The organism is Peribacillus sp. YIM B13481 (assembly GCF_042787985.1).
Classification (GTDB): domain Bacteria; phylum Bacillota; class Bacilli; order Bacillales; family DSM-1321; genus Peribacillus; species Peribacillus simplex_A.
The window spans coordinates 59,426-83,153 of sequence record NZ_JBHZPE010000003.1 but is presented as its reverse complement, the minus strand read 5'-3'; the positions used below and the strand labels follow the sequence as shown (position 1 = coordinate 83,153).

The 23,728-nt window shown below is 40.8% G+C and carries 26 protein-coding genes; 8 read left to right on the top strand and 18 right to left on the bottom strand.

Going from position 1 to position 23,728, the window contains the following annotated elements; all coding sequences use genetic code 11:
• Nucleotides 1-167: 167 nt before the first annotated feature.
• The 3 genes from ACFX4X_RS03310 to ACFX4X_RS03300 all read right to left on the bottom strand — a co-directional run bounded on the left by ACFX4X_RS03310 (nucleotide 168) and on the right by ACFX4X_RS03300 (nucleotide 3,142).
• The gene (locus ACFX4X_RS03310) at nucleotides 168-1,388 is read right to left on the bottom strand and encodes an MFS transporter (protein WP_377381520.1); all 1,221 of its coding nucleotides are present in this window, start codon (nucleotides 1,386-1,388) and stop codon (nucleotides 168-170) included.
• Between the two features lie 516 nt (nucleotides 1,389-1,904).
• Nucleotides 1,905-2,513, bottom strand: a complete 609-nt coding sequence (gene sodA, locus ACFX4X_RS03305) for a superoxide dismutase SodA (protein WP_034308436.1) — start codon at nucleotides 2,511-2,513, stop codon at nucleotides 1,905-1,907.
• A 143-nt stretch (nucleotides 2,514-2,656) separates the two neighbouring features.
• Nucleotides 2,657-3,142, bottom strand: a complete 486-nt coding sequence (locus tag ACFX4X_RS03300) for a DUF456 domain-containing protein (RefSeq protein WP_284470219.1) — start codon at nucleotides 3,140-3,142, stop codon at nucleotides 2,657-2,659.
• 165 nt (nucleotides 3,143-3,307) lie between these two features.
• Here ACFX4X_RS03300 and ACFX4X_RS03295 point away from each other — a divergent pair, with 165 nt between their 5' ends.
• The 4 genes from ACFX4X_RS03295 (at nucleotide 3,308) to ispG (ending at nucleotide 6,153) form a co-directional block, all read left to right on the top strand.
• On the top strand, nucleotides 3,308-4,075 hold the full coding sequence (locus tag ACFX4X_RS03295) for a DUF1189 domain-containing protein (RefSeq protein WP_284470218.1): 768 nt from the start codon (nucleotides 3,308-3,310) through the stop codon (nucleotides 4,073-4,075).
• Between the two features lie 184 nt (nucleotides 4,076-4,259).
• On the top strand, nucleotides 4,260-4,415 hold the full coding sequence (locus tag ACFX4X_RS03290) for a hypothetical protein (RefSeq protein WP_377381516.1): 156 nt from the start codon (nucleotides 4,260-4,262) through the stop codon (nucleotides 4,413-4,415).
• 79 nt (nucleotides 4,416-4,494) lie between these two features.
• A complete protein-coding gene (locus tag ACFX4X_RS03285) occupies nucleotides 4,495-4,827 on the top strand; it encodes a LysM domain-containing protein (protein ID WP_061464076.1) in 333 nt (110 codons plus the stop codon).
• Nucleotides 4,828-5,040: 213 nt separating this feature from the next.
• Nucleotides 5,041-6,153 (top strand): flavodoxin-dependent (E)-4-hydroxy-3-methylbut-2-enyl-diphosphate synthase, encoded by a 1,113-nt coding sequence (gene ispG / locus ACFX4X_RS03280; protein WP_289321200.1) that lies wholly within the window; start codon nucleotides 5,041-5,043, stop codon nucleotides 6,151-6,153.
• 91 nt (nucleotides 6,154-6,244) lie between these two features.
• Here ispG and ACFX4X_RS03275 read toward each other — a convergent pair whose 3' ends face one another.
• Entirely contained in the window at nucleotides 6,245-6,718 is a 474-nt protein-coding gene (locus ACFX4X_RS03275; RefSeq protein WP_377381513.1) for a DUF4190 domain-containing protein, read from the bottom strand.
• 167 nt (nucleotides 6,719-6,885) lie between these two features.
• Here ACFX4X_RS03275 and ACFX4X_RS03270 point away from each other — a divergent pair, with 167 nt between their 5' ends.
• On the top strand, nucleotides 6,886-7,470 hold the full coding sequence (locus ACFX4X_RS03270) for a 5' nucleotidase, NT5C type (RefSeq protein ID WP_089361526.1): 585 nt from the start codon (nucleotides 6,886-6,888) through the stop codon (nucleotides 7,468-7,470).
• A 43-nt stretch (nucleotides 7,471-7,513) separates the two neighbouring features.
• On the opposite strand, the gene ACFX4X_RS03265 is transcribed toward ACFX4X_RS03270, so the two are convergent.
• Genes ACFX4X_RS03265 through ACFX4X_RS03255 form a run of 3 tightly spaced genes read right to left on the bottom strand, consistent with a single transcriptional unit; the run spans nucleotide 7,514 to nucleotide 9,565 of the window.
• The gene (locus ACFX4X_RS03265) at nucleotides 7,514-7,930 is read right to left on the bottom strand and encodes a Fur family transcriptional regulator (protein WP_061464080.1); all 417 of its coding nucleotides are present in this window, start codon (nucleotides 7,928-7,930) and stop codon (nucleotides 7,514-7,516) included.
• Nucleotides 7,931-7,945: 15 nt separating this feature from the next.
• A complete protein-coding gene (locus ACFX4X_RS03260; protein ID WP_377381509.1) occupies nucleotides 7,946-8,779 on the bottom strand; it encodes a metal ABC transporter permease in 834 nt (277 codons plus the stop codon).
• Between the two features lie 21 nt (nucleotides 8,780-8,800).
• Nucleotides 8,801-9,565, bottom strand: coding sequence for a metal ABC transporter ATP-binding protein (locus tag ACFX4X_RS03255; RefSeq protein WP_250211687.1), 765 nt, complete (start codon nucleotides 9,563-9,565; stop codon nucleotides 8,801-8,803).
• Between the two features lie 214 nt (nucleotides 9,566-9,779).
• Between ACFX4X_RS03255 and ACFX4X_RS03250 the strand changes: the two genes are divergently transcribed.
• On the top strand, nucleotides 9,780-10,040 hold the full coding sequence (locus ACFX4X_RS03250; protein WP_061464083.1) for a DUF2624 family protein: 261 nt from the start codon (nucleotides 9,780-9,782) through the stop codon (nucleotides 10,038-10,040).
• 88 nt (nucleotides 10,041-10,128) lie between these two features.
• Here the strand turns inward: ACFX4X_RS03250 and ACFX4X_RS03245 are convergent, their stop codons facing one another.
• Together ACFX4X_RS03245 and ACFX4X_RS03240 are read right to left on the bottom strand one after the other, a co-directional pair.
• Nucleotides 10,129-11,025, bottom strand: coding sequence for a deoxyribonuclease IV (locus tag ACFX4X_RS03245; RefSeq protein ID WP_284470215.1), 897 nt, complete (start codon nucleotides 11,023-11,025; stop codon nucleotides 10,129-10,131).
• A 12-nt stretch (nucleotides 11,026-11,037) separates the two neighbouring features.
• Nucleotides 11,038-12,351 (bottom strand): DEAD/DEAH box helicase, encoded by a 1,314-nt coding sequence (locus ACFX4X_RS03240; RefSeq protein ID WP_061464085.1) that lies wholly within the window; start codon nucleotides 12,349-12,351, stop codon nucleotides 11,038-11,040.
• Between the two features lie 665 nt (nucleotides 12,352-13,016).
• On the opposite strand from ACFX4X_RS03240, the gene vrrA reads away from it, so the two are divergent.
• Together vrrA and ACFX4X_RS03230 are read left to right on the top strand one after the other, a co-directional pair.
• A complete protein-coding gene (vrrA, locus tag ACFX4X_RS03235; protein WP_377381504.1) occupies nucleotides 13,017-13,706 on the top strand; it encodes a VrrA/YqfQ family protein in 690 nt (229 codons plus the stop codon).
• 123 nt (nucleotides 13,707-13,829) lie between these two features.
• Entirely contained in the window at nucleotides 13,830-14,774 is a 945-nt protein-coding gene (locus ACFX4X_RS03230) for a 4-hydroxy-3-methylbut-2-enyl diphosphate reductase (RefSeq protein ID WP_284470213.1), read from the top strand.
• Between the two features lie 45 nt (nucleotides 14,775-14,819).
• Here the strand turns inward: ACFX4X_RS03230 and ACFX4X_RS03225 are convergent, their stop codons facing one another.
• The 9 genes from ACFX4X_RS03225 to ccpN all read right to left on the bottom strand — a co-directional run bounded on the left by ACFX4X_RS03225 (nucleotide 14,820) and on the right by ccpN (nucleotide 23,705).
• Nucleotides 14,820-15,938: a Nif3-like dinuclear metal center hexameric protein gene (locus tag ACFX4X_RS03225; RefSeq protein WP_377381501.1), complete on the bottom strand. Its 1,119-nt coding sequence runs from the start codon at nucleotides 15,936-15,938 to the stop codon at nucleotides 14,820-14,822.
• A complete protein-coding gene (locus ACFX4X_RS03220; protein ID WP_061464089.1) occupies nucleotides 15,935-16,642 on the bottom strand; it encodes a tRNA (adenine(22)-N(1))-methyltransferase in 708 nt (235 codons plus the stop codon). Before ACFX4X_RS03220 ends, ACFX4X_RS03225 begins: the two co-directional genes overlap by 4 nt.
• Nucleotides 16,643-16,846: 204 nt before the next feature.
• Nucleotides 16,847-17,212: a cytochrome c550 gene (gene cccA, locus ACFX4X_RS03215; RefSeq protein ID WP_061464090.1), complete on the bottom strand. Its 366-nt coding sequence runs from the start codon at nucleotides 17,210-17,212 to the stop codon at nucleotides 16,847-16,849.
• Nucleotides 17,213-17,447: 235 nt separating this feature from the next.
• Nucleotides 17,448-17,978, bottom strand: a complete 531-nt coding sequence (locus ACFX4X_RS03210) for a hypothetical protein (RefSeq protein ID WP_377381496.1) — start codon at nucleotides 17,976-17,978, stop codon at nucleotides 17,448-17,450.
• Nucleotides 17,979-18,196: 218 nt separating this feature from the next.
• Nucleotides 18,197-19,330, bottom strand: coding sequence for an RNA polymerase sigma factor RpoD (gene rpoD, locus ACFX4X_RS03205; RefSeq protein ID WP_284470210.1), 1,134 nt, complete (start codon nucleotides 19,328-19,330; stop codon nucleotides 18,197-18,199).
• A 35-nt stretch (nucleotides 19,331-19,365) separates the two neighbouring features.
• Entirely contained in the window at nucleotides 19,366-21,171 is a 1,806-nt protein-coding gene (gene dnaG / locus ACFX4X_RS03200; RefSeq protein WP_155727533.1) for a DNA primase, read from the bottom strand.
• Between the two features lie 51 nt (nucleotides 21,172-21,222).
• Complete coding sequence (locus tag ACFX4X_RS03195; protein WP_284472029.1) at nucleotides 21,223-21,678, bottom strand: YaiI/YqxD family protein; 456 nt, start codon at nucleotides 21,676-21,678, stop codon at nucleotides 21,223-21,225.
• Nucleotides 21,679-22,192: 514 nt separating this feature from the next.
• The gene (locus ACFX4X_RS03190) at nucleotides 22,193-23,014 is read right to left on the bottom strand and encodes a pyruvate, water dikinase regulatory protein (protein WP_230160715.1); all 822 of its coding nucleotides are present in this window, start codon (nucleotides 23,012-23,014) and stop codon (nucleotides 22,193-22,195) included.
• A 16-nt stretch (nucleotides 23,015-23,030) separates the two neighbouring features.
• Complete coding sequence (gene ccpN, locus ACFX4X_RS03185; protein WP_155727348.1) at nucleotides 23,031-23,705, bottom strand: transcriptional regulator CcpN; 675 nt, start codon at nucleotides 23,703-23,705, stop codon at nucleotides 23,031-23,033.
• Nucleotides 23,706-23,728 lie beyond the last annotated feature (23 nt).

The window sequence follows — 23,728 nt, the reverse complement described above, 5'->3', positions numbered from 1 at the left end:
GTCATAATAGTCCTATACTATTCTATAGAACATTTATATTTTTTTCTACCTTAGTGTTCTAGAAATATTAAACATCTAACGAATTTTCGACAAAAAGTGACTTACGGCTCATAACATACAAAAACGCAAGGCATCGAAATTTAAAAGAGGCCTCTAAGGCCTCTTTTCTAAACTTGGTCATTGATATCGATTTTCCGTACAAACCAATATATCACGGTATGCCCTGCCCCGACGATTAACAGATAAATCGGGAGTATTTGCTTTAGGTCGAAAAACATGACCGAAAGAATGAATCCTGATATGGATACAATCCTTCCAAAATGTACGAACAGTTCCCGGACTACGATATATTCAATCCTCATTTCCGTTGCTTTCCAAGCGCGGCCTATAATGTCATAAGTCAATGATATATATGGGACCAAAAGAATAGGATAAGCGGTAGCAACAATCGCCCCATAAATGAGAAGCTTTCCAAATGTGATATCAATTGCAATCAATAAGACTCCTGTATACAACAGGATTCCTCCAATAAGAATCGCTTTCTTTCGCATCGGCTGTTTTATATATCGAGAAGCAAAAAAATACGCAACGAATGATATGGCTGAATTTAACAGACCATAGCTCCCTAAGGCAAGTTCACTACCCGTCTGAATGAAAACGGTGATTGAAATGATGAACATGAATGTGCCCTCTCGTATCCCTTGAAAAAAATGTGCACGAGTGATCAAGAGCCAATTACGATTTTTTTTACGTTCTTGCAATATCCGAAGAAAAAAATATTTCCCATGGGCTGGACGTCTTTTCAACGAAAAACTAAGAAATACCGCAACGGAAAACAATAACAAAGATAAGCCGAATACAATGGAATATCCCGTGAATTTTTCAAGCCTTGAAATGATGAACCCTGAAAGAATAGGACCCACCATCCCCCCAAGGGATGATAAAATCCCTAAAAAACCATTGAAGAAATCTCTAGTTTCCGGTTCAGTAATTTCAAACGTCAATACATTATACGCTAGCCAATAAAACCCATAACCAATTCCTAACAGTGCACCGAGCAGCCAAAGGAAATCCGTTGCCCGTGTGCCGACCAAAAGGACAGTTAAATAAAATAGGGCCAAAAAGATAACACCTAGACGCAAAACAATGATTCGATCCACTTTTTTCGCCAGCCTGCCAGCAAAGACAAAGGTAAGCGGTTGAAAAAGCACCACGGTTAGATTATATACGGCAATATCAACAATTTGACCGGATTGTTTCCACAAGTACACATTAACGAATGTATTGGATAAAGCAATGCTAAGGCTGTAAAGACCGCCAATAAACAAAAGGAGGTGCAGATCCTTCTTCCCCCCCGCTTCACCCAACCATCTCTCTAAAATACCCATTGTTTTAACTCTCCTTTAAATTCCACTCTAGTGTTTGAAAAAACAAGGGTATTTATGTAAAAAAAAGTAAAGAAAACTCTTCGATTGGCGAGACAGGATGGCGAAGACAGAGAAGTAGTTGCACTTACACTGTTTACCGCTAAGGTCCTTGACGCATTTTCCTTTCCTGCATTTTGAACAGTGTAAAGAAAACTCTTCGATTGGCGAGACAGGATGGCGAAGACAGAGAAGTAGTTGCACTTACACTGTTTACCGCTAAGGNTCGATTGGCAAGACAGGATGGCGAAGACAGAGAAACAGTTGCACTTACACTGTTTACCGCTAAGGTCCTTGACGCATTTTTCCTTTCCTGCATTTTGAACAGTGTAAAGAAAACTCTTCGATTGGCGAGACAGGATGGCGAAGACAGAGAAGTAGTTGCACTTACACTGTTTACCTTATAGATACTGCCATCCATATATAAACAAAAAAAAGACAGGTTTTCCTGTAAAGGAGTTCCTGTCTTTTTCTTACTAATTATTTTGCAGCGCTGTAACGTTTTGCAACTTCATCCCAGTTTACAACATTCCAGAAAGAATTGATGTATTCAGGACGACGGTTTTGATAGTTTAGGTAGTAAGCATGTTCCCAAACGTCCAATCCAAGAAGTGGAGTTTTACCTTCTGATAATGGATTGTCTTGGTTCGGTGTACTTGTTACTTCCAATTCGCCGTTGTTGACAGCAAGCCAAGCCCAGCCAGATCCAAAACGAGTAGTAGCCGCTTTAGCGAACTCTTCTTTAAAGCTGTCAAAGCTTCCGAATTTAGAAGTGATAGCATCTGCTAATTCACCAGTTGGTTGTCCGCCGCCGTTAGGTGAAAGGATTTCCCAGAATAATGTGTGGTTAGCATGTCCGCCACCATTGTTGCGTACAGCTGTACGTACAGCTTCAGGTACTGCGTCAAGGTTAGCGACAATTTCTTCAACGCTTTTGCTTAGAAGTTCTTGGTTGCCTTCTAGGGCATTGTTCAGGTTTGTCACATATGTGTTGTGATGTTTAGTGTGGTGAATGTTCATTGTTTCTTTGTCGATGTGTGGTTCTAATGCATCATATGCATACGGTAATTGTGGAAGTTCAAAAGCCATTATAAAATTCCTCCCTATGTAAGCTGTTTTTTTGAGGGCTTCAGTTCTGGAAAGATACCTGAAGCTCGCTAGCAATAGAGTATCAAATTTTTGTAACCGTTTCAAACCTTATGCCTCAATTTTTCATTTTTCGATTTTATTTCCTATGAGAATACCACGTATATAAAATATCCTATCATCAGAAGTTGAATGATGCCTTTGGTGATTACGCTGCTTATAAAACCTACAACGGAACCAAGGCCGATTTTAGAAGCAGTAACCGGGTCTTTTTTATGGACTAGGATTTCCGCCAAGAATGCCCCGATGAATGGGCCTATTAGAATTCCGACGAACGGAATCACGAATGGTCCGACCAGAAGCCCAATCGTACTGCCCCAAACCCCCGCTTTCGTTCCGCCATATTTTTTGACTCCAACCATGTTTGCTATATAATCAGCTGCGAATAAAAGGATGACGAATAAAATTTGGACAGTCCAGAAAAACCAGCCAAATGGTTCAAAGGAATAAAATAGTCCATATAACAATATTCCGCCGAATATGAATAAAACACTTGGGATGATCGGAAAAATCAGACCGACAAAGCCCATTATGAACATGAGGATAATTATTATCCAAAATAGTGTATCCATAACTAAAAACGCCCTTTCTCATTTCATTTATTATTTTTTCCTCTATCACTCCATAATTGCCTCTTTATTAATGGTTGAAACCATTGAAGCAGAAAACAGGTTGTTTTATTTTTCCCAAATAGTTAAAATTGGTTAGGAATCTTATATAGTTAGGTGCTGAAAACATTGAACATATTCAAACAACTATGGGTAAGCATATATTCTCCTAAAGATATCGCTTCCTTTCAAAGCCAAGGTATCGGGAAAACGATATTATTCGTATTCTTTATAAGTCTCATTGCCTTTCTCCCTTCAGCTTTTTATTTCGGTACAATGATAGTTGACGGGATAGATGCCATGAATGAAACAGTATCTGAAGACTTACCTGCATTTGAAATCAAAAATGGCACGTTGACGACTGAAGAAGGTGAACCATTTAGCCTGAATAAAAACGGATATCAAATTTTTGTAGATGGTACGGGGACCTTGACCCCGGAAGAAGTAGCTGCAAAAGCTGATGAGGCTGTCGCCCTTTTAAAGTCTGATCTGGTGTTCGTATCTGGCGGAAACGTGCAATCCACTCCATATTCACTTCTGGAAGGAGATAATCAGGAAATATCCACTTGGCTTGAGTCAGTTGAATCTGTGCTACCGATCATCCTTCCATTGCTACTACTTATATTATACCTGTTTACTGCTAGCGGAATCTTCATTAAAGTGACAATCCTTGCCGCTTTTGGACTTCTTTTCAAAAATGCCCTTGGCCGTTCGCTTTCCTATAGGCATCTATGGAGAATTGGTGCATATAGCATTACACTTGCCACCATATTCTTCACCATCATGGATGCTTTTAAAGCAACGGTTCCATTCGCTTCAATCATTAGCTGGTTTGTGACATTGATAATGTTATATTTATCCATTAAAGAAACAGCTGCTAATAAGATCGCAGATTGACCTTAAAAAGCAAAAAGACCCGGAACCCATCTGTTCTGTTCCGGGTCTTTTTGCTTTTGCAGTTTCTCCCTGCTTTCCCGCATATGACTACAGTCATATTTTTTCATATCTTCTTAATTCGACAAAATACTCACCAAGTCATTCTTATACTTAATGTTGAAATAGTATTTAAGAGGTGATAGACGTGAAGGAGAGTAATATTGATGTACAAGGGCTGTTACTCATAATGAAGGCAAGAGAAATTGGTCTGACCCCAAAGGAAACTAACATTCATTCAAATAATAAGGATTTTAATCAACTGAAAAAGAAAAATGGAATGACCCTCCCACATTCCATTTGAAAAACTGCCCATTTTTAGGCATATTTTTAGATTCTTACAAGTATAAATGAAATAAAGACAAGCTTGGGAGGATGGAAAATTGAAACGGCTACTGCTTTTTATCTCATTCTGTTTCACTTTATTTATTATTTATTTCGATTTGACTACGGGTACCCTGCCGCCTTCCCATCCACCGGCCACTACAGGCCAACCGACCGTCCCGGCCAGTAAGCCTGCATCCGCACCATCTGCCGCTTATAAAGAAATCACCATGAAACCCGGGGATACCTTACTCTCCATCATTGAAACGGAAAAAGTCGGATCTAATCAGCCAATCGAAACGATCATTTCTGACTTTCAAAGTTTGAATGAAGGATTGAAGCCCGAAAATATGCAGATTGGCAAAACATATAAGATTCCCGTTTATAAATAACCTCTAAATGGGGATCTGCGCACTCCCAAGCACCATTAAAAGGGATTTCTAAGCATCGAATATATCCAGTAATGGGTAATTTTTCTTGTTAAAAAAAGATAATGCGACCTATTTCCTTGTCAAGCGGTATGTACATTGATACAATATTTCAGAGAAACAAATTAAAAATCAAAACTGATTTTTTCCTAAAGGAGAGAATTCCACTTGAGTGAAATCATACATCGCACCAAGACGCGGCCAATTAAAGTCGGAAACTTAACGATTGGCGGCAATAATGAAGTTATAGTACAAAGCATGACAACTACAAAAACACATGATGTTGAAGCAACAGTTGCAGAGATCCTTCGTCTTGAAGAGGCGGGATGTCAAATCGTACGTGTCGCCTGTCCGGATGAAAGGGCAGCTGATGCAATCCCCGAGATAAAAAAACGGATAAACATCCCACTTGTAGTCGATATTCATTTCGATTATAAACTCGCTCTTAAGGCAATTGAAGGCGGAGCGGATAAAATCAGGATAAACCCTGGTAACATCGGACGCCGTGAAAAGGTAGAAGCTGTCGTGAAAGCTGCGAAGGCTAAAGGAATTCCAATCCGCATCGGGGTAAATGCTGGTTCTCTCGAGAAGAAGATCCTCGATAAATATGGATACCCCACTGCCGATGGCATGGTTGAAAGTGCTTTACACCATATCAAGATCCTGGAAGATCACGATTTCCATGACATCATCGTTTCCATGAAGGCTTCTGATGTGAATTTAGCCATCGAAGCATATGAAAAAGCTTCTAAAGCATTCGATTACCCTTTACATCTGGGAATCACGGAATCAGGTACACTGTTCTCAGGAACCGTAAAAAGTGCTGCCGGATTAGGTGCCATCCTAAGTCAAGGTATTGGAAGCACGATGCGTGTTTCCTTAAGTGCCGATCCTGTCGAAGAGGTGAAGGTGGCAAGGGAGCTCCTAAAAGTATTTGGCCTTGCTTCTAACATGGCCACATTAATTTCCTGCCCTACTTGCGGTCGGATCGAGATTGATTTAATCTCTATCGCCAATGAGGTTGAAGAGTACATCCAGACGGTTAAAGCACCAATCAAGGTATCAGTGCTTGGTTGTGCGGTAAACGGTCCTGGGGAAGCCCGTGAGGCTGATATCGGCATAGCTGGGGCTCGTGGTGAAGGTTTGCTGTTTAGAAAAGGTCAGATTGTACGTAAAGTGCCTGAAGAGACGATGGTCGAGGAACTGAAAAAGGAAATTGACAAAATCGCTGAAGAGTACTATGAAAAACAAAGAGCAGAAGCTGCTGCTGCCGCTTTACAAAATAAATAAAAAAAAATCCCGATTTTTCATTATCGGGATTTTTTTTATTTAAAAACCCTTTGATGCATTTTAAGAAATGACATCAAAGGGTTTCAAATTGTTAAAAGAATGGCAGGATGAATATGCCAACGATGATGGAGATTGCACCTATTACTATGGCCCAAGTACCCAAGTTTGATCCCCTGCTTCTGGCCACTATCCCTACAATTATACCCACAACCCCTAAAATGAACGGCATCATGAATAACGATAAAATGGAGATGATCAAAGCTATGACACCAATAGCCTGTCCTCTTGAAGCAACATTCCCAGAATCATCAGCCTCAGTTGACTCATTATTCTTATATTCCCTGATTCGAGGTGGTGTTGAAATTTCTGCAGACGTTTCTTCATTATACTGGTTATCCATATTATTGGTAATGGTCCCACGACTTTCATACCGCCTGTCATCTGCAGGTGTATCTTCATTATAATATCGCTCATGATGCTGATCATCCACAACAACGGATGGTTCACTGCCCTTTTTAGTCAATTGCATCTCATCGTCAATACTGGAGTATTGATCTTTTTCCATTAGTGAATCCCTCACTTTCGTTTATGGAGCATTTATAGTGTATGTAAAAAGTGATGGAATCCATCGTGAAATGGTTTCATGTCTTGGAAATAAATACGGGTTTTTACCAAAGCTATCTTGGTATATGTTACACTATTACAAGTATTGAATATGAGGAGAGATTCATCATGAAAAAACGATTTGGCATCGATATAGATGGAACTGTTACGAGACCTGATTCCATGGTCCCTTTTTTAAATAATGCTTTTCAGCTGAATTTAGCATATGAAGACATAACGGAGTATGACTTATACCCATTCGTTAATGTTCCAAAAGAAGATTTCACTAAATGGTTCATTGAAACCGAGCCAATCATCTATTCCGAATCTTTATTGGCTGAGGGAGCAAAGGATGTATTGGAAAAATGGACAGAACAGGCTAACTTATATTTCATCAGTGCCCGGAGCAACCGTTTATTGGATATAACGAAGAATTGGTTCACGAGCAACGAAGTCCTATATGATCATATCGAGCTTGTAGGATCACACGATAAAGTTGCTGCAGCCAAGAAATTTGAAGTCGATCTCTTTTTAGAGGACAAGCACGATAATGCAGTGGCCATTTCGGAAGAGTGTAAAATACCCGTGATTTTATTTAATACCCCTTACAACCAAGATCCTGTGCCTGAAAGGGTGATCCGGGTCAACAATTGGCAAGAAGCTTCTGTCTGGGTGAATAATTGGATGTCAGGGCAACCGGCAACTATAAAGTGAAACAGGAAAAACCATTGACCGAGTGTCAATGGTTTTTATGTTTCTAAGATGCACTGCATGCAGGACATCGTCCGTATATTTCAAATTTATGTCCTGAAACATCGTAGTCCTTCAAGCTTTCCTGAAGTTCCTGCATCGGACACAATTCGATTTCTTTCGTTTTTCCACAATTCAAACAGATAAAGTGGTGATGATGGGAAGAATGGCCGCATGTAAATCGAAAATGCTTTTCCCCTTCCAACTCCGTCGCTTCAAAGATGCCTAATTCGACAAATAAGGAAAGATTCCGGTAAATCGTATCAAAGCTTAACCCTGGATAGTCTTTTTTCATATTCTCCAATACATCTTTTGCCGTTAAATATTTATCGCTGGAAGAGAAAAGCTGAAGCATTTCTTCCCTCTTTCCTGTATGTTTAAAACCTTTATCTTTTAATAATTGCATGGCAGTAGTTACGTTCAAAAAACATCACCCCATCTATCGATTTTTCCACTTATCAAACAAAATTGACAAGATGAGAATTAGCACAGCTATTATTACAATGGTCCCACCAGGAGCGAGATCAAGGTTGTATGATAAAAATAATCCGCCTATGACGGATACTTCACCGAACATTACCGAAAAAACAATCATCTGCTTAAAGCCCTTTGCGAAACGGAGACTGGCTGCTACAGGGAGCGTCATGAGCGAAGAAACCAGTAATATGCCAATGATTTTCATGGAAGCGGCAATGACCAATGCGACCATGACAATAAAAATAAAATGAATCGCTTTATAAGGTATTCCCGACGCTTTTGCATGCTCTTCATCAAATGATAACAGAAATAATTCTTTATACAATAGGGTGAGCATTAATGCAACGACTATCCCCACTGCCAATATGACATATAAGTCAGCCCGGCTGACGGCGCTGACACTGCCGAATAAATAACCATATAAATCCGTATTGAAACCATTTGCAATGGATATGAAAATGACACTAAGACCCATGCCGCCGGACATTATGATCGGGATTGCAAGCTCTTGGTAATGCTTGTACACCCCTCTTAATTTTTCAATGAATAATGAACCACCTACAGAAAACGCCATTCCTATATAAAGTGGATTCAATCCTGCTAGAGATAGAAAGCTCTTCTGAAGCAATAAACTAAACGCTATACCAGCAAGCGCTACATGACTGAGAGCATCGGAAATCATCGACATCCGCCTTACCACGACAAAAACGCCCACTAATGGCGCAATCGCTCCGATGATGATTCCGGTCAAGAATGCGTTCTGCAAAAATTCAAATTGCAATATCCCCGATATCATTGGGCTATCCTCCAAAACATATTAATGATTATGATTTAATAATTGGACCCCATGTCCATAAATGGATGAGAGCTCGCTTTCATTCAACTCATTATATTCACAGGCATCCCCGTGAAAATGAAGTTTTTTATTTAAGCAGGCGACATGTGTGACTTTATCCGTCACAGTACCAACATCATGGGTTACTAAAATCAGTGTTATTCCTAATTTTTTATTCAGCATCTCAAGCATTTCATAAAATTGGTGGACGTTCTTTGAATCAACGCCAACCGTGGGCTCATCCAATATCATCAATTCCGGCTCGCTGACCAGTGAACGGGCAATGAATACCCTCTGCTGCTGCCCTCCGGACAATTCTCCGATATTGCGGTTCTGATATTCAAGCATATCCACGGATTCCAAAGCTTTCTTCACCTTTTGCTTATCCTCTTTGACTGCAAACTTGAATAAACCGATTTTTTTGGTCAAACCGCTTTGAACCACTTCAAATACAGTGGCAGGGAATCCTGAGTTGAAGGAGTTCGCCTTTTGGGAAACGAACCCTACCTTTTGCCAATCTTTAAAGCGCCTTATGTCTTCCCCGAATATTTCAATTTTTCCCTTTTGGAGCTTGAACAGACCAAGCAGCAATTTCAAAAGGGTTGACTTACCGGATCCATTCGGCCCAACGATAGCTAAGAAGGCCCCTCTAGGAATTTCAAGCGAAACATGTTCCAGCACTAGATCTTTTGTATATTTGTAAGATATATCTTCTAATTTAATTATGGGGTTTACTACATTATCCAAAGAGATCACCTTTTTTTTAAGAATCATTACGATTAACAATCGTTAGTATAAATCAAAGAAGTCCAGATGTAAAGAATCCGGTCCCCTGAACAAGTGTCCATCCGCCCTGAACCATCAAAAAATGTTAGCTGAACCAAATTCCCGTAAATCAAACAAACTTTCATGTTCACATACGTCTGCTTCCTTCATATGTTTTAACAAAGGAGGAGATCGTTTGAAATTATTTGAAATGATGGTCAATCATAAAATCAACAGTATTCGCCCTGATGAACTGCTTTCCCTTGCTAAGCAGCATGGGGTTGCACTCACCCAAAAACAAGCACAGGATATCACTGCACTTCTAGCAGGTAAAAAAATCAACATTTTTGATATACGTCAAAGACAGAACGTACTGGGTCAAATTACAAAAGTTGCCGGAGCAGGCACAGCCAGGGAAATAGAATCCCTCTTTAACAACCTTACTTCCACCTTTTAAGCCTACTTTGAATGAGTATCCTTAAACTAAATGTAAAATGAAAGGACGATTCATCGAAATAAAGATGAATCGTCCCTTTCTATTATGATTATTGCTGAGATCCGATTTTTTCCAGTAAATCTTCTTCAAATTGATTATTCTTGAACATATCAATTTCAAATTTATAAGGGGCCTTTTTGTCTTTCTTGTCTTCCCCTACATAAGGTGTTTCCAGGATTTTTGGAACAGTGCTTAATTGCGGATGGTGGACAATATCATTCAACGCCTTAAAACCGATATGACCGAAGCCAATGTTTTCATGGCGGTCCTTACGCATGCCGCGTTCGTTTTTACTATCGTTTATATGAAGGACCTTGATGCGGTCAATACCGACCAATTTATCAAATTCATTCAGCACACCATCAAAATCCTCAATGATATTATATCCTGCATCGTGAGTATGGCAAGTATCGAAGCATACCGATAATTTTTCATTATGGGTCACACCATCAATAATCATCGCTAACTCCTCGAAAGACCGGCCACATTCAGTACCTTTACCCGCCATCGTTTCAAGGGCAATCTGAACTTTATCGTCGGCTGTCAGCACTTCATTCAAACCTTCGATGATTCTCTTTATTCCCATTTCACTGCCTGCACCAACATGCGCACCTGGATGAAGTACGATCTGCCTTGCACCTATCGCTTCGGTCCGATCGATTTCACTGCGTAAGAAGTTGACCCCCAGCTCGTATGTGGCTGGATTCGTGGTATTTCCTATATTGATGATATATGGGGCATGGACTACGATGTCGCTTATTCCATTCTCCTCCATATGCAGTCTTCCGGCTTCAATATTTAAATCCTCGATTTTTTTACGTCTTGTATTTTGAGGGGCCCCCGTATAGATCATGAATGTGTTGGAGCCATATGAAGCCGCTTCTTGACTCGCAGCAAGAAGCATATTTTTCCCGCTCATTGAAACATGCGATCCAATCTTCAGCATCTGATTACTCCCCTATTTCTTTCTCTGTATACGACGTTCGCGTTTTTTAAAGTTTTCCACATCGCGTTGAATTTTCTTTTTGTATCCTGGCTTGACTTTAGTTGGCTTCTTGACGTGCCTGCTCGCTTTAACATCGATATCAGATTTTTGTTTTTTACGGTTTTTCCGTTTATTACGTTCGTCGATATCAACCCAATCACCGTTTTGGATATCGGCATCACGGAATTCGATGCCCATTTTTTCAAGCCGGTTCAATGAATCTTCATCGGATGTATCATAAATGGTAGTGGCAATGCCGGAATATCCTGCACGAGCAGTCCTTCCCGTCCTATGGATGTAAAAATCCAAATCTGATGGCAATTCATAGTTTATGATATGGCTTACACCTTCAATATCGATTCCACGGGAAGCCAGATCAGTCGCAACGATGAATTGATACTCTAAATCTTTGATTTGCTTCATCATTTTTTTACGCTCACGAGGTGTTAAATCCCCATGAATACGACCGACATTCAACCCTTTTTCAATCAAGGAATTAGCCACATGATCCGCCATTTTTTTTGTGTTCGTGAAAACTATCGCCAAATAAGGATTATAACGAACAATGATGTCATGAAGTAACTGCTCCCTGTTACGGTGGCGAAGCGGTACCAGAACATGTTCAATTTTCGCAGCTGTCGCCTGCTTCGGATTCACTTGAACATACTTAGGATTCTCCATATATTTATTCAAAAACGGCTTCAATTTTTCAGGAATGGTTGCCGAGAAGACAAGCATTTGAATTTTTTCAGCCATACGTGATGCAAATAAATCGACATCTTCAAGGAATCCCATGTCTAGCATAAGGTCCGCTTCATCGACTACAAGCATTTTTGCTGTATACACTTGTAAGGCCTGAGCCTCAACCAAATCCTTGATCCGGCCTGGCGTTCCGATTACCAACTGTGGCTGTGTCTTCAATTTATCTATCATTCGTTGTTTATCAGTACCACCGATGAAACAGCGGACTTGAATCTGCTCATCCTCAGGGAAATGGTCAGCAATTTTCAAAGCTTCTTTGTAGATTTGGTTCGCTAACTCACGGGTTGGTGCGGAAATAATCGCTTGAACCTCATTTTTACCAGCATCAAGCCTGTTCATAATCGGCAGCAAATAGGAATGTGTCTTTCCTGTACCTGTCTGCGACTGGCCAATTAAGCTACTTCCCTTTAAAAGCGACGGAAGCACACGCTCTTGAATTTCCGTCGGCTTATCGAACCCTAAAGTACGAACTGCATCTAGAATGTAGCTTTTCAAATTAAATCGTTCAAATTGGTTTTGTTTCATCAAAAAACTCCTTTATCCTGTCAGTCATTAGACATGTCCTGTTATTATAATAAATTTTACATAAAAAGCGCAAGCGCCTGGGTAGCTCGTGAAGAAAATAGGGATTGTCCCATAAGGCGCTTTTTGCCTTGTGAGGGCAATCCTCTTTTTCACAGCGAGCTAGGCTCTGAAGCTGGATTTCATAAAAAGCGCAAGCGCCTGGGTAGCTCGTGAAGAAAATAGGGATTGTCCCATAAGGCGCTTTTTGCCTTGTGAGGGCAATCCTCTTTTTCACAGCGAGCTAGGCGCTGAAGCTGGATTTCATAAAAAGCGCAAGCGCCTGGGTAGCTCGTGAAGAAAATAGGGATTGTCCCATAAGGCGCTTTCTTGCCTTGTGAGGGCAATCCTCTTTTTCACAGCGAGCTAGGCGCTGAAGCTGGATTTCATAAAAAGCGCAAGCGCTGAGGCTAGTTCTCTTAAAATGGACTCTTGCAAATGAAAAGCCCCTGTCCTGGTCATAGCGTATCCCCCGCAGACATGGAGCTAAAAGACTACCGTTACCATCTTACCTTCTTTCCGGTCACTTCACAACAGCCCAGTCACTCTTTCCTCAAACCTTTTTTGTCGAGCTGCATAATTTATATAGAAGAATACACCAGCATATAATATCAGAGGAGGTGAAACCTATGTTCCCAGACAGAAATCGTCAACCCGGACCCGGTTTTCAGCCACCAAATGGTCGAAGGATGCAACAGCCGCCAATACCATTCAGGCAAACACCGCAAATCCCCAACCCTTATCAGCAGATGCGGCGGCCGATGGCACAAAACAGACCGCAGGGGCCTCAAGGTTTCCGGGGTCCTTTCACCACACCGCATCGGCAGGAAATGCCGCCAGCAAAGAAGGAAGGGCTATTGTCAAAGATACTCGGTAAGTCGAAACAAAGAACTGCTTCTCCCAACTTGTTTGCACCAGCTGCTCCCACTAACAAAAGTTCTTCAAGAAGCAGCGGAGGCGGCGGTATCTTAGAAACACTAAAAAACCCCGATTCCCTGAACAATATGCTCAACAACACGCAAAAGGTGTTGCAGGCAGCCGAACAATTCACCCCTATGGTGGAACAATATGGACCCGTAATTAAAAACTTGCCTTCCGTGTGGAAAGTTTTCCGGAACATATCATCAGCCGGTGAAACCGAGGACAAGAAAGCGCCAGTTGAAAGCGTGACTAATGTTGAGGCACAAAAAAATAATGAGGTAAAAACGGATTCGAAGGAAAAAGCAAAAGCTAAAGAAGATAAAGAAGATAAACCCATTTCCCAGGTTCGTACCAAAACCAAAAAGGAAAGGACATCAGGTCCCAAGCTTTATATTTAACGTTTTTAAAATTTTTTCAGGAACTGGCTTTATGCAAATAGGATGTTTTGTAATATCATCTATGGTCTTATATAATAGAAAGGTATAAAAGTGAGAGTTTTTTGCCTTGAGGAGGACACATAGATGAAAGTGATTAAAATTTCCCCGCGCGGCTATTGTTATGGCGTTGTCGATGCCATGGTCATCGCCCGAAATGCGGCTTTAGATAAAACCTTGCCACGCCCCATTTACATTTTGGGAATGATTGTGCATAACAAACATGTAACGGATGCGTTTGAGGAAGAAGGCATCATCACGTTGGACGGCAGCAACCGTCACGATATCATCGAAAAGGTCGACAGCGGAACCGTCATCTTTACTGCTCACGGCGTTTCCCCTGAGATTAGGAAGATTGCTGAGAAAAAAGGGCTTGTCACGCTAGATGCAACCTGTCCCGATGTTACCGCAACCCATGACTTAATACGGGAAAAAGAAGCGGAAGGCTATCAAATTATTTATATTGGCAAGAAAGGCCATCCGGAACCGGAGGGTGCAGTCGGAGTTGCTCCCGATGTCGTTCACCTCGTTCAAAAGGATGAAGACGTCGAAGCCTTGACATTGAATAGTGATAAGATCATTGTGACAAATCAAACAACGATGAGCCAATGGGATGTTTTGGATATCATGGATAAGGTTAAGGAAAAATTCCCACATGCCGAAGTCCATAAGGAAATTTGTTTAGCGACACAGGTACGCCAAGAAGCGGTTGCCAAGCAGGCTGGCGAAGCTGATGTTTTAATTGTCGTCGGTGATCCCAAGAGTAATAATTCAAACCGCCTTGCACAAGTATCCGAGGAAATTGCCAGCACGACAGCTTATCGAATCGCTGACATTTCCGAGCTGAACCTTGAATGGCTAAAAGATGCAGAAACGGTTGCCGTCACTTCCGGGGCATCTACACCCACTCCGATCACAAAGGAAGTTATAGCATTTCTAGAGCAATATGAAGCAAATGATGAAACGACCTGGAATACCGAAAAGAAAACGCCATTGCATAAAATTTTACCTAAGATTAAAGTGAAAAAATGATTATGCACAAAAAAGGCAGCCGAGTCGGCTGCCTTTTTTCGTCTTTTAAATGAATCGGAAAGGGTCTGTATTCACCCGAGATGGAATGAATTCCACATCGTAGTTCTTTTCGTGACACATTTCTTCAAGGATTCGTGCAACGCCTTTTTTCATCACCTTTTCAACATTGTGGCCTGGGTCCACAATGTTCAAACCAATCATCATAGCGTCATGGGCTGTATGGTAATACATATCACCTGTAACATATACATCCGCACCCTTGAATTTAGCAGTCGTAAAGTATTTATTGCCGTCTCCGCCCAACACGGCCACTTTTTTTATCGGGTTTTGCAAATCTCCAACGACGCGCACCTTTTCAACATCAAGGGTCTGCTTCACATGTTCGGAAAATTGTTCAAGTGTCATTTCTTCAGCAAGCACGCCTATCTTTCCTAATCCAAGTGACTCCCCTTCATTTTCCAGTTTATAAATATCGTACGCAACTTCCTCATATGGGTGGGCTTTAATCATTGCAGAAAGCACTTTCTTCTCGATACTTTCCGGGAATATCGTTTCAACCCTCATTTCAGCTACTGCTTCAAGCTTTCCTTGGGAGCCAATTTCCGGTTCACTGCCTTCACCTGGCACGAAGCGTCCTGTACCTTCCACCGAAAACGAACACTGGCTGTAATTCCCAATTGATCCGGCCCCTGCCTTACCTAAGGCTTCCCTCACCTTTTGTTCGTCGGTCTTTGGAACATATACGACCAATTTCTTTAGAGCTGTCTCGTAAGTTGGAATCAATACCTCTGTATCCTGCAATTGTAGCGCTTCGGCAAGTAAATCATTCACTCCGCCCTTAGCGACATCCAAATTGGTATGTGCAGCATAAACAGCGATATCATGTTTGATCAGCTTTTCGATGATGCGGCCTCCAGCTGCGTTTGTATCGATCTTTTTCAATGGCCGGTAAATAAGCGGATGGTGGGCGATGATCAATTCCACCCCATGTTCTATCGCTTCGTCTACAACCTCTTCCAGCACATCAAGGGCAATCATCACTTTGGTAACCGGCTTATTGAGCTGTCCGACATGCAAACCGATTGGATCTCCCTCCATTGCATATTGCTTTGGGGAGAATTGTTCAAACATTTCAATGATTTTGTGACCATTTACGATCTTCAACCTTTAAGCACCTCCTCAATTACGGAAATTTGGGATATTAATTCATTGCGCTTGGTTTCAAGTCCGCTTCGTCCGCTTTCATCCAATTGTTCGATGATTCTTTCCAAATGTTTTTTCTCAAGCTGCCATTTTTTTATGAAAATGTCACTGAATTGCTCTCTTAAATATGGTCCGAATATGAGACCTGTTTGCCTGTTTACATGATAAGGGCGAAGCGGTTCCCCTTTTTCAGCAATCAAGATTTCATAAATTTTCCCATCTTCCTCAAGGATTTCCTCTCCGCTAAGTTCCCAGCCGTTATCGATTAGCCAACTGCGAACATTCGCTGCACCGACATTAGGCTGAAGGATAAGCCTTTCCGCCTTGCCGAGTTTCCCTTTTCCGCTTTCCAATATACTTGATATTAAAGTCCCTCCCATGCCTGCAATCGTAATGCATGTCGCTTCATCGGGATTCAATACTTCAAGCCCGTTTCCTTTACGGACCTCTATCTTGTCTCCAAGTCCCGTTATAGCCACTTGCTTGCGGGCTGACTGATAAGGCCCTTCTACTACCTCACCTGCTATAGCGCTGTCACACAGGCCGTTACTCACCGCATAGCACGGTAAGTATGCATGGTCGGAACCTATATCTGCAAGGATGCTTCCTTTTGGTATATGTATGGCAACACGTTCTAATCTCATCGATAGTTTTTCATGATTCATATTTATCAACTCTCTTAATTCAAATAATGTCTTACATTTAATTAGTTTCCCATTAAATTATAACAAGTTCAATCGAAAAATTACAGGAAGGAGAAATAGGGCCCTCTCCATCACTGGATAAAGGGAACCTTCCTTTTTCGGAATAAAATAAAAACTGACCCAAAAAGGTCGCCTTCAAACGATCTCCTGAGTCAGTTTCATGAATTACTTCAGTCCATGAATATATTTGGCCATGGCATCAATGTTCTGTTCTTCGACTAAACCTGATGGCATTGCACCCCGTCCATTAGTGATCACGTTTTTAACCTCGTCAACCGACAGGCGATCGCCAACTCCTTTTAGAGCAGGTCCGACGCCGCCTTGATAGGCGTTACCATGACAAGAGATACAGTTTTGCTTATAGATGTCCTCAGGTGATGCAGACGCACTTTCTTTTTCTTCTGTCTTTTCGCCGCCCTTTTTTTCCTTAGCAAGATCTTTGGCATCACCCAAACCTTTAAACGAAAGTAAAAACATAAGTCCAATACCAAAAACCATGATAATAATAAAAGGCATTACTGGATTGCGCATAGTATTTCCTCCCCTATGTAGAACCTAAACTTACCATATTTAATATTATATACAAACAACTATATATTATTTTACTTGAAAAGAGTTTCAAGTAAAAGCCCAAAAATAGAAGATATTATATAATTTCTTAAAATTGTCAAAAACTTATGTATATTTCCAAACATTTTCATTTCTTCTTACATATATTTCATAATACCCTAAATTCACCATTTAAAACCGGTAAAATGTCTTTGAATTATATTATTAAAAAGTAAGCAATGACTATAGCCCCTAGGCTTCTCGCTATGGAGAAATGGAGCAGCTTCAGTTTTTTGCCCATTAAAATCCAGAGTCCGCAATTTATGAACAAGAAAACATAAAGGATACTCGCTTTGCCGGGTGCCATGAATTCTGCCAAACTGATTGTTAATAAAAGCAGTGATAACGCCAGCCCCATCAACGCCATCTGAAAAATTATTTTCCTGCCGATAAAGCGGCGGACCGCCAGTCCAAAGGCAATGATAGAAATTGTTGTCACAAGCATTTGCATTCTTATGGGTATTTCAGTAAAATAATTCAAAAATACAATAAATGCAAAAAGGGCTCCAATCAACAGTCCTGAAAGAATGTCTTTCTTATCACTCCAGGTTTTATTCAAATTTGCAGGCGGTAGTTCGCCTTGACAGTATAATGCAAGCAGGTAATCACAATATTGCTCCGGAAGCATACGACTTTCCTTCCAGGAGTTTATTTCTTGAATGATGATTTTCTTTCTCATCTCATCCATGAATTTCACATCCTCATGCCGGTCATTTCTTTTTAACAGCTTTTTGCCGCTCTTTTAGGTTGTGGAAACTCAGTTATCGAGTTAAACCCATCTCCATTATATAGATAACTGGTTAAATTTTGTTCTTACAAGGAATTTTTTACATCCAATTTCAAAAAAAAAAGCCGCTCCCGAACGCTGGGCATTCAAAGAGGGCTCTGTAAAGGGCAAAATATATTTTATTCCAAGAAATCTTTCAAGCGTTTGCTGCGGCTTGGATGTCTCAGTTTTCGTAACGCCTTCGCTTCGATTTGACGGATACGCTCGCGGGTGACCCCAAACACCTTACCTACCTCTTCAAGTGTCCGAGTGCGTCCATCATCAAGTCCAAAGCGGAGTCTCAAGACGTTCTCCTCACGGTCAGTAAGTGTATCCAATACGTCTTCAAGCTGTTCTTTCAAAAGTTCATATGCTGCATGTTCTGATGGGGAAGTAGCATCCTGATCTTCAATGAAATCACCTAAATGGGAATCGTCTTCTTCACCTATTGGCGTTTCCAGGGAAACCGGCTCCTGAGCTATTTTCAAGATTTCACGTACTTTTTCAGGAGTTAAGTCCATATCTTCTGCAATCTCTTCCGGAGAAGGTTCACGCCCTAAATCCTGAAGAAGCTGTCGTTGGACACGGATCAATTTATTGATGGTTTCAACCATATGCACCGGTATCCGGATCGTTCTTGCTTGGTCGGCAATGGCACGGGTTATGGCTTGGCGAATCCACCATGTTGCATACGTACTGAATTTGAATCCCTTGCGGTAATCAAATTTTTCTACTGCTTTGATAAGTCCCATATTACCTTCCTGAATCAAATCAAGGAAAAGCATGCCGCGTCCGACATAGCGCTTGGCAATACTGACAACAAGACGAAGGTTAGCTTCAGCCAATCGGCGTTTCGCTTCTTCATCTCCATCCTCAATTCGCGTCGCCAGAGAAATTTCCTCTTCTGCCGATAAAAGGTCGACCCGTCCGATTTCCTTTAAGTACATACGGACTGGATCATTAATTTTAACGCCAGGAGGAACACTTAAATCATTTAAGTCAAACTCCTCTTCTTTTGCAAGTTTCTTCTCATCAGGATCATCTTCATCTTCGTCTTCCTCACCATCCGTGAGTATCTCGACGCCGTTTTCTGCTAACACCTCATAGAACTCATCCATTTGATCGGAATCTAACTCAAAACCGCCAATCATTTCAGCGATTTTTTCTAAAGTCAAAGAGCCTCGTTTTTTACCTAGCTCTATTAATTTTTCTTTAACCTGTTCAAGGCTAAATTCATTATCAACTTGTTTGGAACGTGCTGGTTTTTCAGCCATTAGTTCCCCTCCTTCCAGGACTTACACCTAAACGACTACAACATTTTACGCAATTTAATGATTTCCATGGCAATTTGTGCAGCAGCGACATAATCACTCCGTCTAACTGCATCTTTTTCTTCAACTTGTTTTTCTTTTATCTTTAACAACTTTTCATATTTCAACACTTGATTTATACAATCGGTCAGTTCTTTATCGGTAACTTCCTCATTCACTGACATCATTTCTATTTCCGAAACGATCCTTCTCAAGTTTGGATCCGGTAAATAAGTAAGGAAAAAGCTTGTATCCGGTTCGTGTCCATCTTCATAGAACGCATATAAATAGGTGATGATTGCCTGATGTTCGTCTACATGAAAGACCGTTTGCCCAAGCAGCTGCTGAATTTTAAAAGTCATATCCCTGCTTTTTAGCATATGGGCAATCAACTTCGTTTCAGCATTATGATGAGCAGGCTTTAACTTATGCTCATATTGCAGGGCCATTTTCTTTTGGGCTGCAGGCTGCGGCAGTGCCCCCTTCTTGCGTTCCGTAAAGAACACCTGTCGCTGCTGCTGTTCCAGCGCATCCAATGATAGGGAAAATTCAGAGGATAACTGCCGGAGATAATGATCCCTCTCCACTGCATTGGGCAATCGCGAAATTTCTTTAAGGACTTCTTCGATATATTGAATTCGATCTCCTTCATTATTTACATTTTTCCCTCGACGCAAATAATGCATTTTGAATGCCATGTAGGTTAAACTGTCCCCTATTACTTCAGAAACAAAGCTTTTTTCACCGAATTCCTTTATGTAGTCATCGGGGTCCAAGTTATCAGGCATGTGAGCGACTTTCACGGAAAAGTCATGGTCCTGTAGCATATTAACTGCACGATTGGCTGCGTTCAATCCCGCAGAGTCCGAATCGTAGCAAATAAGTATCTGGTCAGTATTTCTTTTTAAAAGCTGGATATGCTGTTCCGTCAGGGCAGTCCCCATTGTAGCGACTGAATTTTCTACACCTGCACGAACAGCTGAAATACAATCGGCAAAGCCTTCAAAAATGACTACTTGTTCTTTCTTTCGTATGTGCGGTCTTGCATGATGGAAATTATATAAAGTTTTACTTTTATTAAAGATTGGCGTTTCAGGACTATTCAAATATTTGGGCTCATCGTCCCCCATCGCTCTCCCTGAAAACGCAATCGTATTTCCTTGATGATCCATAATTGGAAACATGACTCTATTTCTGAAACGGTCAAAATATGACTCGTCTTTTTCCCTGTAAATAATAAGCCCTGCCTGCTCCATGTATTCTGCTGGAAACCCACGTTTTAAAAGAAACTTGGATACGAAGTCCCATGAATCCAAAGAGTAGCCAATTTGGAACTTTTCTATCGTCTCTTCAGTGAACCCTCGTTTAAGTAAATATTCGAGAGCATCCTGGCCCTCCTTCGTGTTAACGAGGAGATGATGATAAAACTTTCGCAGCAGGTCATGGGCTTCAACCATTTGCTGAGAGCCTGCAGGCATGTTAGAACGCTTGGAATCCTTATTAATTTCAACATCCAAAGGAACATTTCCTTTTTCAGCTAAAACTTTTGCAGACTCCACAAAGTTGTAGCCTTCTATATCCATTAAGAAGGTAAAAATATTCCCGCCTGCCCCACAACCAAAACAGTGAAAGATTTGCTTTTCCGCTGAAACGGAAAACGAGGGCGAGTTTTCACCATGAAAAGGACAAAGGCCAAAATAATTGCGCCCTTGCTTCTTCAGCTGGACATACTCACCAATTAAATCAACAATGTCAACAGCTTCGCGAATTTGGTTAATTTTTTCATCTTCTATACGGCCATTTATCATTTTTCCACCTTGCAATACTGGTGATAGTTTCTAATTCGATACTGTTTCCTAATTCCCTGCAAAGTTCGACAAAGTTTTCAAAAGTTTATTTGTAAAACATGTACGGTCTTCCTTTGTGAATGCTTTCGGCCCTTTCGTATGTTTACCCTGCCTGCGGAGTTTCGCCGACTGATAACGCATATCCAATAGCATGAAAATATTCTCTTCGGTGTATTCTTTTCCCCTAGGCGAAAGAACATAAACGCTTTTAGGAAGCAAGGTCCCAGCCAAACCAATATCTGCAGTAACGACAATATCACCCTTTTTTACTGAGTTTACTATATAAAGATCTGCCGCTTCTTTGTCTGCATCGACATATACCCATTTACCTTCAGGGTTATTCATCATATTTTTATATGATGCAACAAAACAGACTTCAACATCGTGCAATCCTGCACAATGAAGGATCTCGTCTTTCACCGGGCATGCATCGGCATCGACGTGTATGGTAGGTTTATTATTCATACCTTCTAATTCTACATCTTTCTGCATAATCCTTTTTCTCCCCTAAACTTTATGAAGATATAGTGAATTTTCAGCATTGGTTCATAGAGTTCCCTCTAAAGAAGCCAACATTTATTCTTCAAGGAATACCAGCCTTCTTAAGTGAAAGCGCCACTTTTCCCTTGAATAAGGCCCACCCATTTTGAATTATACGGAACATGTCGAATTATTTTTATGATAAAAACCTTGACATCTCATTAACCTTTAGTTTATTCCTTATTAATTAAGTCTAAACCTTAAGATTACTTTTTTCTCACAATTTTTTATTATAGTCTATTTGATTAGAAGATGCCAACATTTAAATTCCGATTTTATTTTCATGCAAATCAATGAATTTGCATTTGGAAAAGAAGAGGAATTATATGTATTTATTTTCAATTCATTCTTGATATTCCCTTTATTGACCTTGGCATTAAAATGTGAGCTGACACTTAAAGTGTCAAGCTCACATTTTGGTTTGCCTTGATTATATGGATCAACGATTTTTGTTTTGAAGGATATTGATGATCAAATTGGCTGTTTCTTCAACAGCTTTATTGGTTACATCAATAATTGGACAGTTCAGCCTTGATATGATTTTATCAAAGTATGTCAATTCTTCTTTTATTCGCTCCACATTTGCGTAAATCGCATGATCATTGAGCCCGAGTGACTTTAATCGTTCTTTGCGAATATGGTTCAGCTTTTCCGGACTGATCTTTAAACCAATGCATTTTTCAGGCGGCACCAAAAACAGCTCTTCTGGGGGTTCCACCTCAGGCACTAAAGGTACATTCGCCACTTTATAGCGTTTGTGGGCTAAATACTGTGATAACGGTGTTTTTGAAGTGCGTGAAACACCTACAAGGACGATATCAGCACGTAAAATGCCTCGGGGATCACGTCCATCATCATATTTCACTGCAAATTCAATGGCTTCCACACGCTTGAAATAATCATCATCCAGCTTTCTTACAAGACCAGGTTCATTAAGAGGCCCTTTTGGTGCCCTTTCCTGAAGGATGTCCATAAGCGGCCCTAAAATGTCATAAGCAGACAGGTTTTCTTTTTCGACCTGTGCTTTCATATACGCTCTAATAGCTGGCTTCACAAGGGTATAAGCAATGATCGCCCCATCTAATTTAGCCAGTGAAATCACTTCATCCACGTTTTGTTCATCTTCAATGTACGGAATTCGCTTTATGGAAAAAGCAGATCCCGAGAACTGGCTTGCAGCTGCTTTTGTAACCAATTCCGCTGTTTCCCCTACTGAATCCGATACAACATATATAATAGAACCGTTCATATTCTCCGTCATTCCTTTTGCAAGCCCCCTAATAGCCTTCATCAGCCAAAGCTACGAATGCTTTCGTAATATTGGTTTTTGTAATTCTTCCAATTACTTCATAGCCTTTTTCTGTGTCTTTGACGACCGGTAATGAGTCGATTTGCTTATCAATCAATTTTTTGGCAACATCAATCAAAAGGTCTTCTTTTGAACACATTGTAATATTGGGCATCCTAGTCATGATGATATTGACTGGAATGGAGTTAAGCTCTTGTTTCCCAATACTCGCACGCAACAAGTCTTTCCTTGATAAGACACCAACAAGCAATGCATGCTTATCGACAACGAACATTGTCCCGACATCTTCTAAAAACATCATGACGATCGCATCATATACGGAAATGCCCTCGTCAACAACGACCGGGATCGATTGGTAGTCTCGTACATAAAGATGGTTAAGGCTGTCGGTCAAAAGCTGTGTTCCTGACCTGCCTGTATAGAAATACCCGACCCGCGGCCTGGCATCAAGAAAACCTGCCATCGTCAATATGGCTAGATCTGGACGAAGAGTCGCCCTAGTAAGGTTCAATCTATCGGCAATATGCTCTCCAGTAATCGGTCCGTTTTCTTTTACAATTTGTAAAATCTGTTCCTGACGCTTATTCAGTTGGATTATAATCACCACCCCACTGCTTTCGCAGAGTAAAGTAACAAAAGTCATTCATTTAATAATTATATACTAAA

What these genes read in the sequence shown, in the direction of transcription:
- ACFX4X_RS03300 (WP_284470219.1), bottom strand. Translation starts at nt 3,142, where the DNA reads ATGGATACACTATTTTGGATAATAATTATCCTCATGTTCATAATGGGC.
- ACFX4X_RS03190 (WP_230160715.1), bottom strand. Translation starts at nt 23,014, where the DNA reads ATGACGGAGAATATGAACGGTTCTATTATATATGTTGTATCGGATTCA.
- ACFX4X_RS03220 (WP_061464089.1), bottom strand. Translation starts at nt 16,642, where the DNA reads ATGAATCATGAAAAACTATCGATGAGATTAGAACGTGTTGCCATACAT.
- rpoD (WP_284470210.1), bottom strand. Translation starts at nt 19,330, where the DNA reads ATGGCTGAAAAACCAGCACGTTCCAAACAAGTTGATAATGAATTTAGC.
- ACFX4X_RS03230 (WP_284470213.1), top strand. Translation starts at nt 13,830, where the DNA reads ATGAAAGTGATTAAAATTTCCCCGCGCGGCTATTGTTATGGCGTTGTC.
- ACFX4X_RS03195 (WP_284472029.1), bottom strand. Translation starts at nt 21,678, where the DNA reads ATGAATAATAAACCTACCATACACGTCGATGCCGATGCATGCCCGGTG.
- cccA (WP_061464090.1), bottom strand. Translation starts at nt 17,212, where the DNA reads ATGCGCAATCCAGTAATGCCTTTTATTATTATCATGGTTTTTGGTATT.
- sodA (WP_034308436.1), bottom strand. Translation starts at nt 2,513, where the DNA reads ATGGCTTTTGAACTTCCACAATTACCGTATGCATATGATGCATTAGAA.
- ACFX4X_RS03210 (WP_377381496.1), bottom strand. Translation starts at nt 17,978, where the DNA reads ATGGATGAGATGAGAAAGAAAATCATCATTCAAGAAATAAACTCCTGG.
- ACFX4X_RS03240 (WP_061464085.1), bottom strand. Translation starts at nt 12,351, where the DNA reads ATGAAACAAAACCAATTTGAACGATTTAATTTGAAAAGCTACATTCTA.
- ccpN (WP_155727348.1), bottom strand. Translation starts at nt 23,705, where the DNA reads ATGACTTTTGTTACTTTACTCTGCGAAAGCAGTGGGGTGGTGATTATA.
- ACFX4X_RS03245 (WP_284470215.1), bottom strand. Translation starts at nt 11,025, where the DNA reads ATGCTGAAGATTGGATCGCATGTTTCAATGAGCGGGAAAAATATGCTT.
- ACFX4X_RS03270 (WP_089361526.1), top strand. Translation starts at nt 6,886, where the DNA reads ATGAAAAAACGATTTGGCATCGATATAGATGGAACTGTTACGAGACCT.
- ACFX4X_RS03310 (WP_377381520.1), bottom strand. Translation starts at nt 1,388, where the DNA reads ATGGGTATTTTAGAGAGATGGTTGGGTGAAGCGGGGGGGAAGAAGGAT.
- vrrA (WP_377381504.1), top strand. Translation starts at nt 13,017, where the DNA reads ATGTTCCCAGACAGAAATCGTCAACCCGGACCCGGTTTTCAGCCACCA.
- ACFX4X_RS03275 (WP_377381513.1), bottom strand. Translation starts at nt 6,718, where the DNA reads ATGGAAAAAGATCAATACTCCAGTATTGACGATGAGATGCAATTGACT.
- ACFX4X_RS03260 (WP_377381509.1), bottom strand. Translation starts at nt 8,779, where the DNA reads ATGATATCGGGGATATTGCAATTTGAATTTTTGCAGAACGCATTCTTG.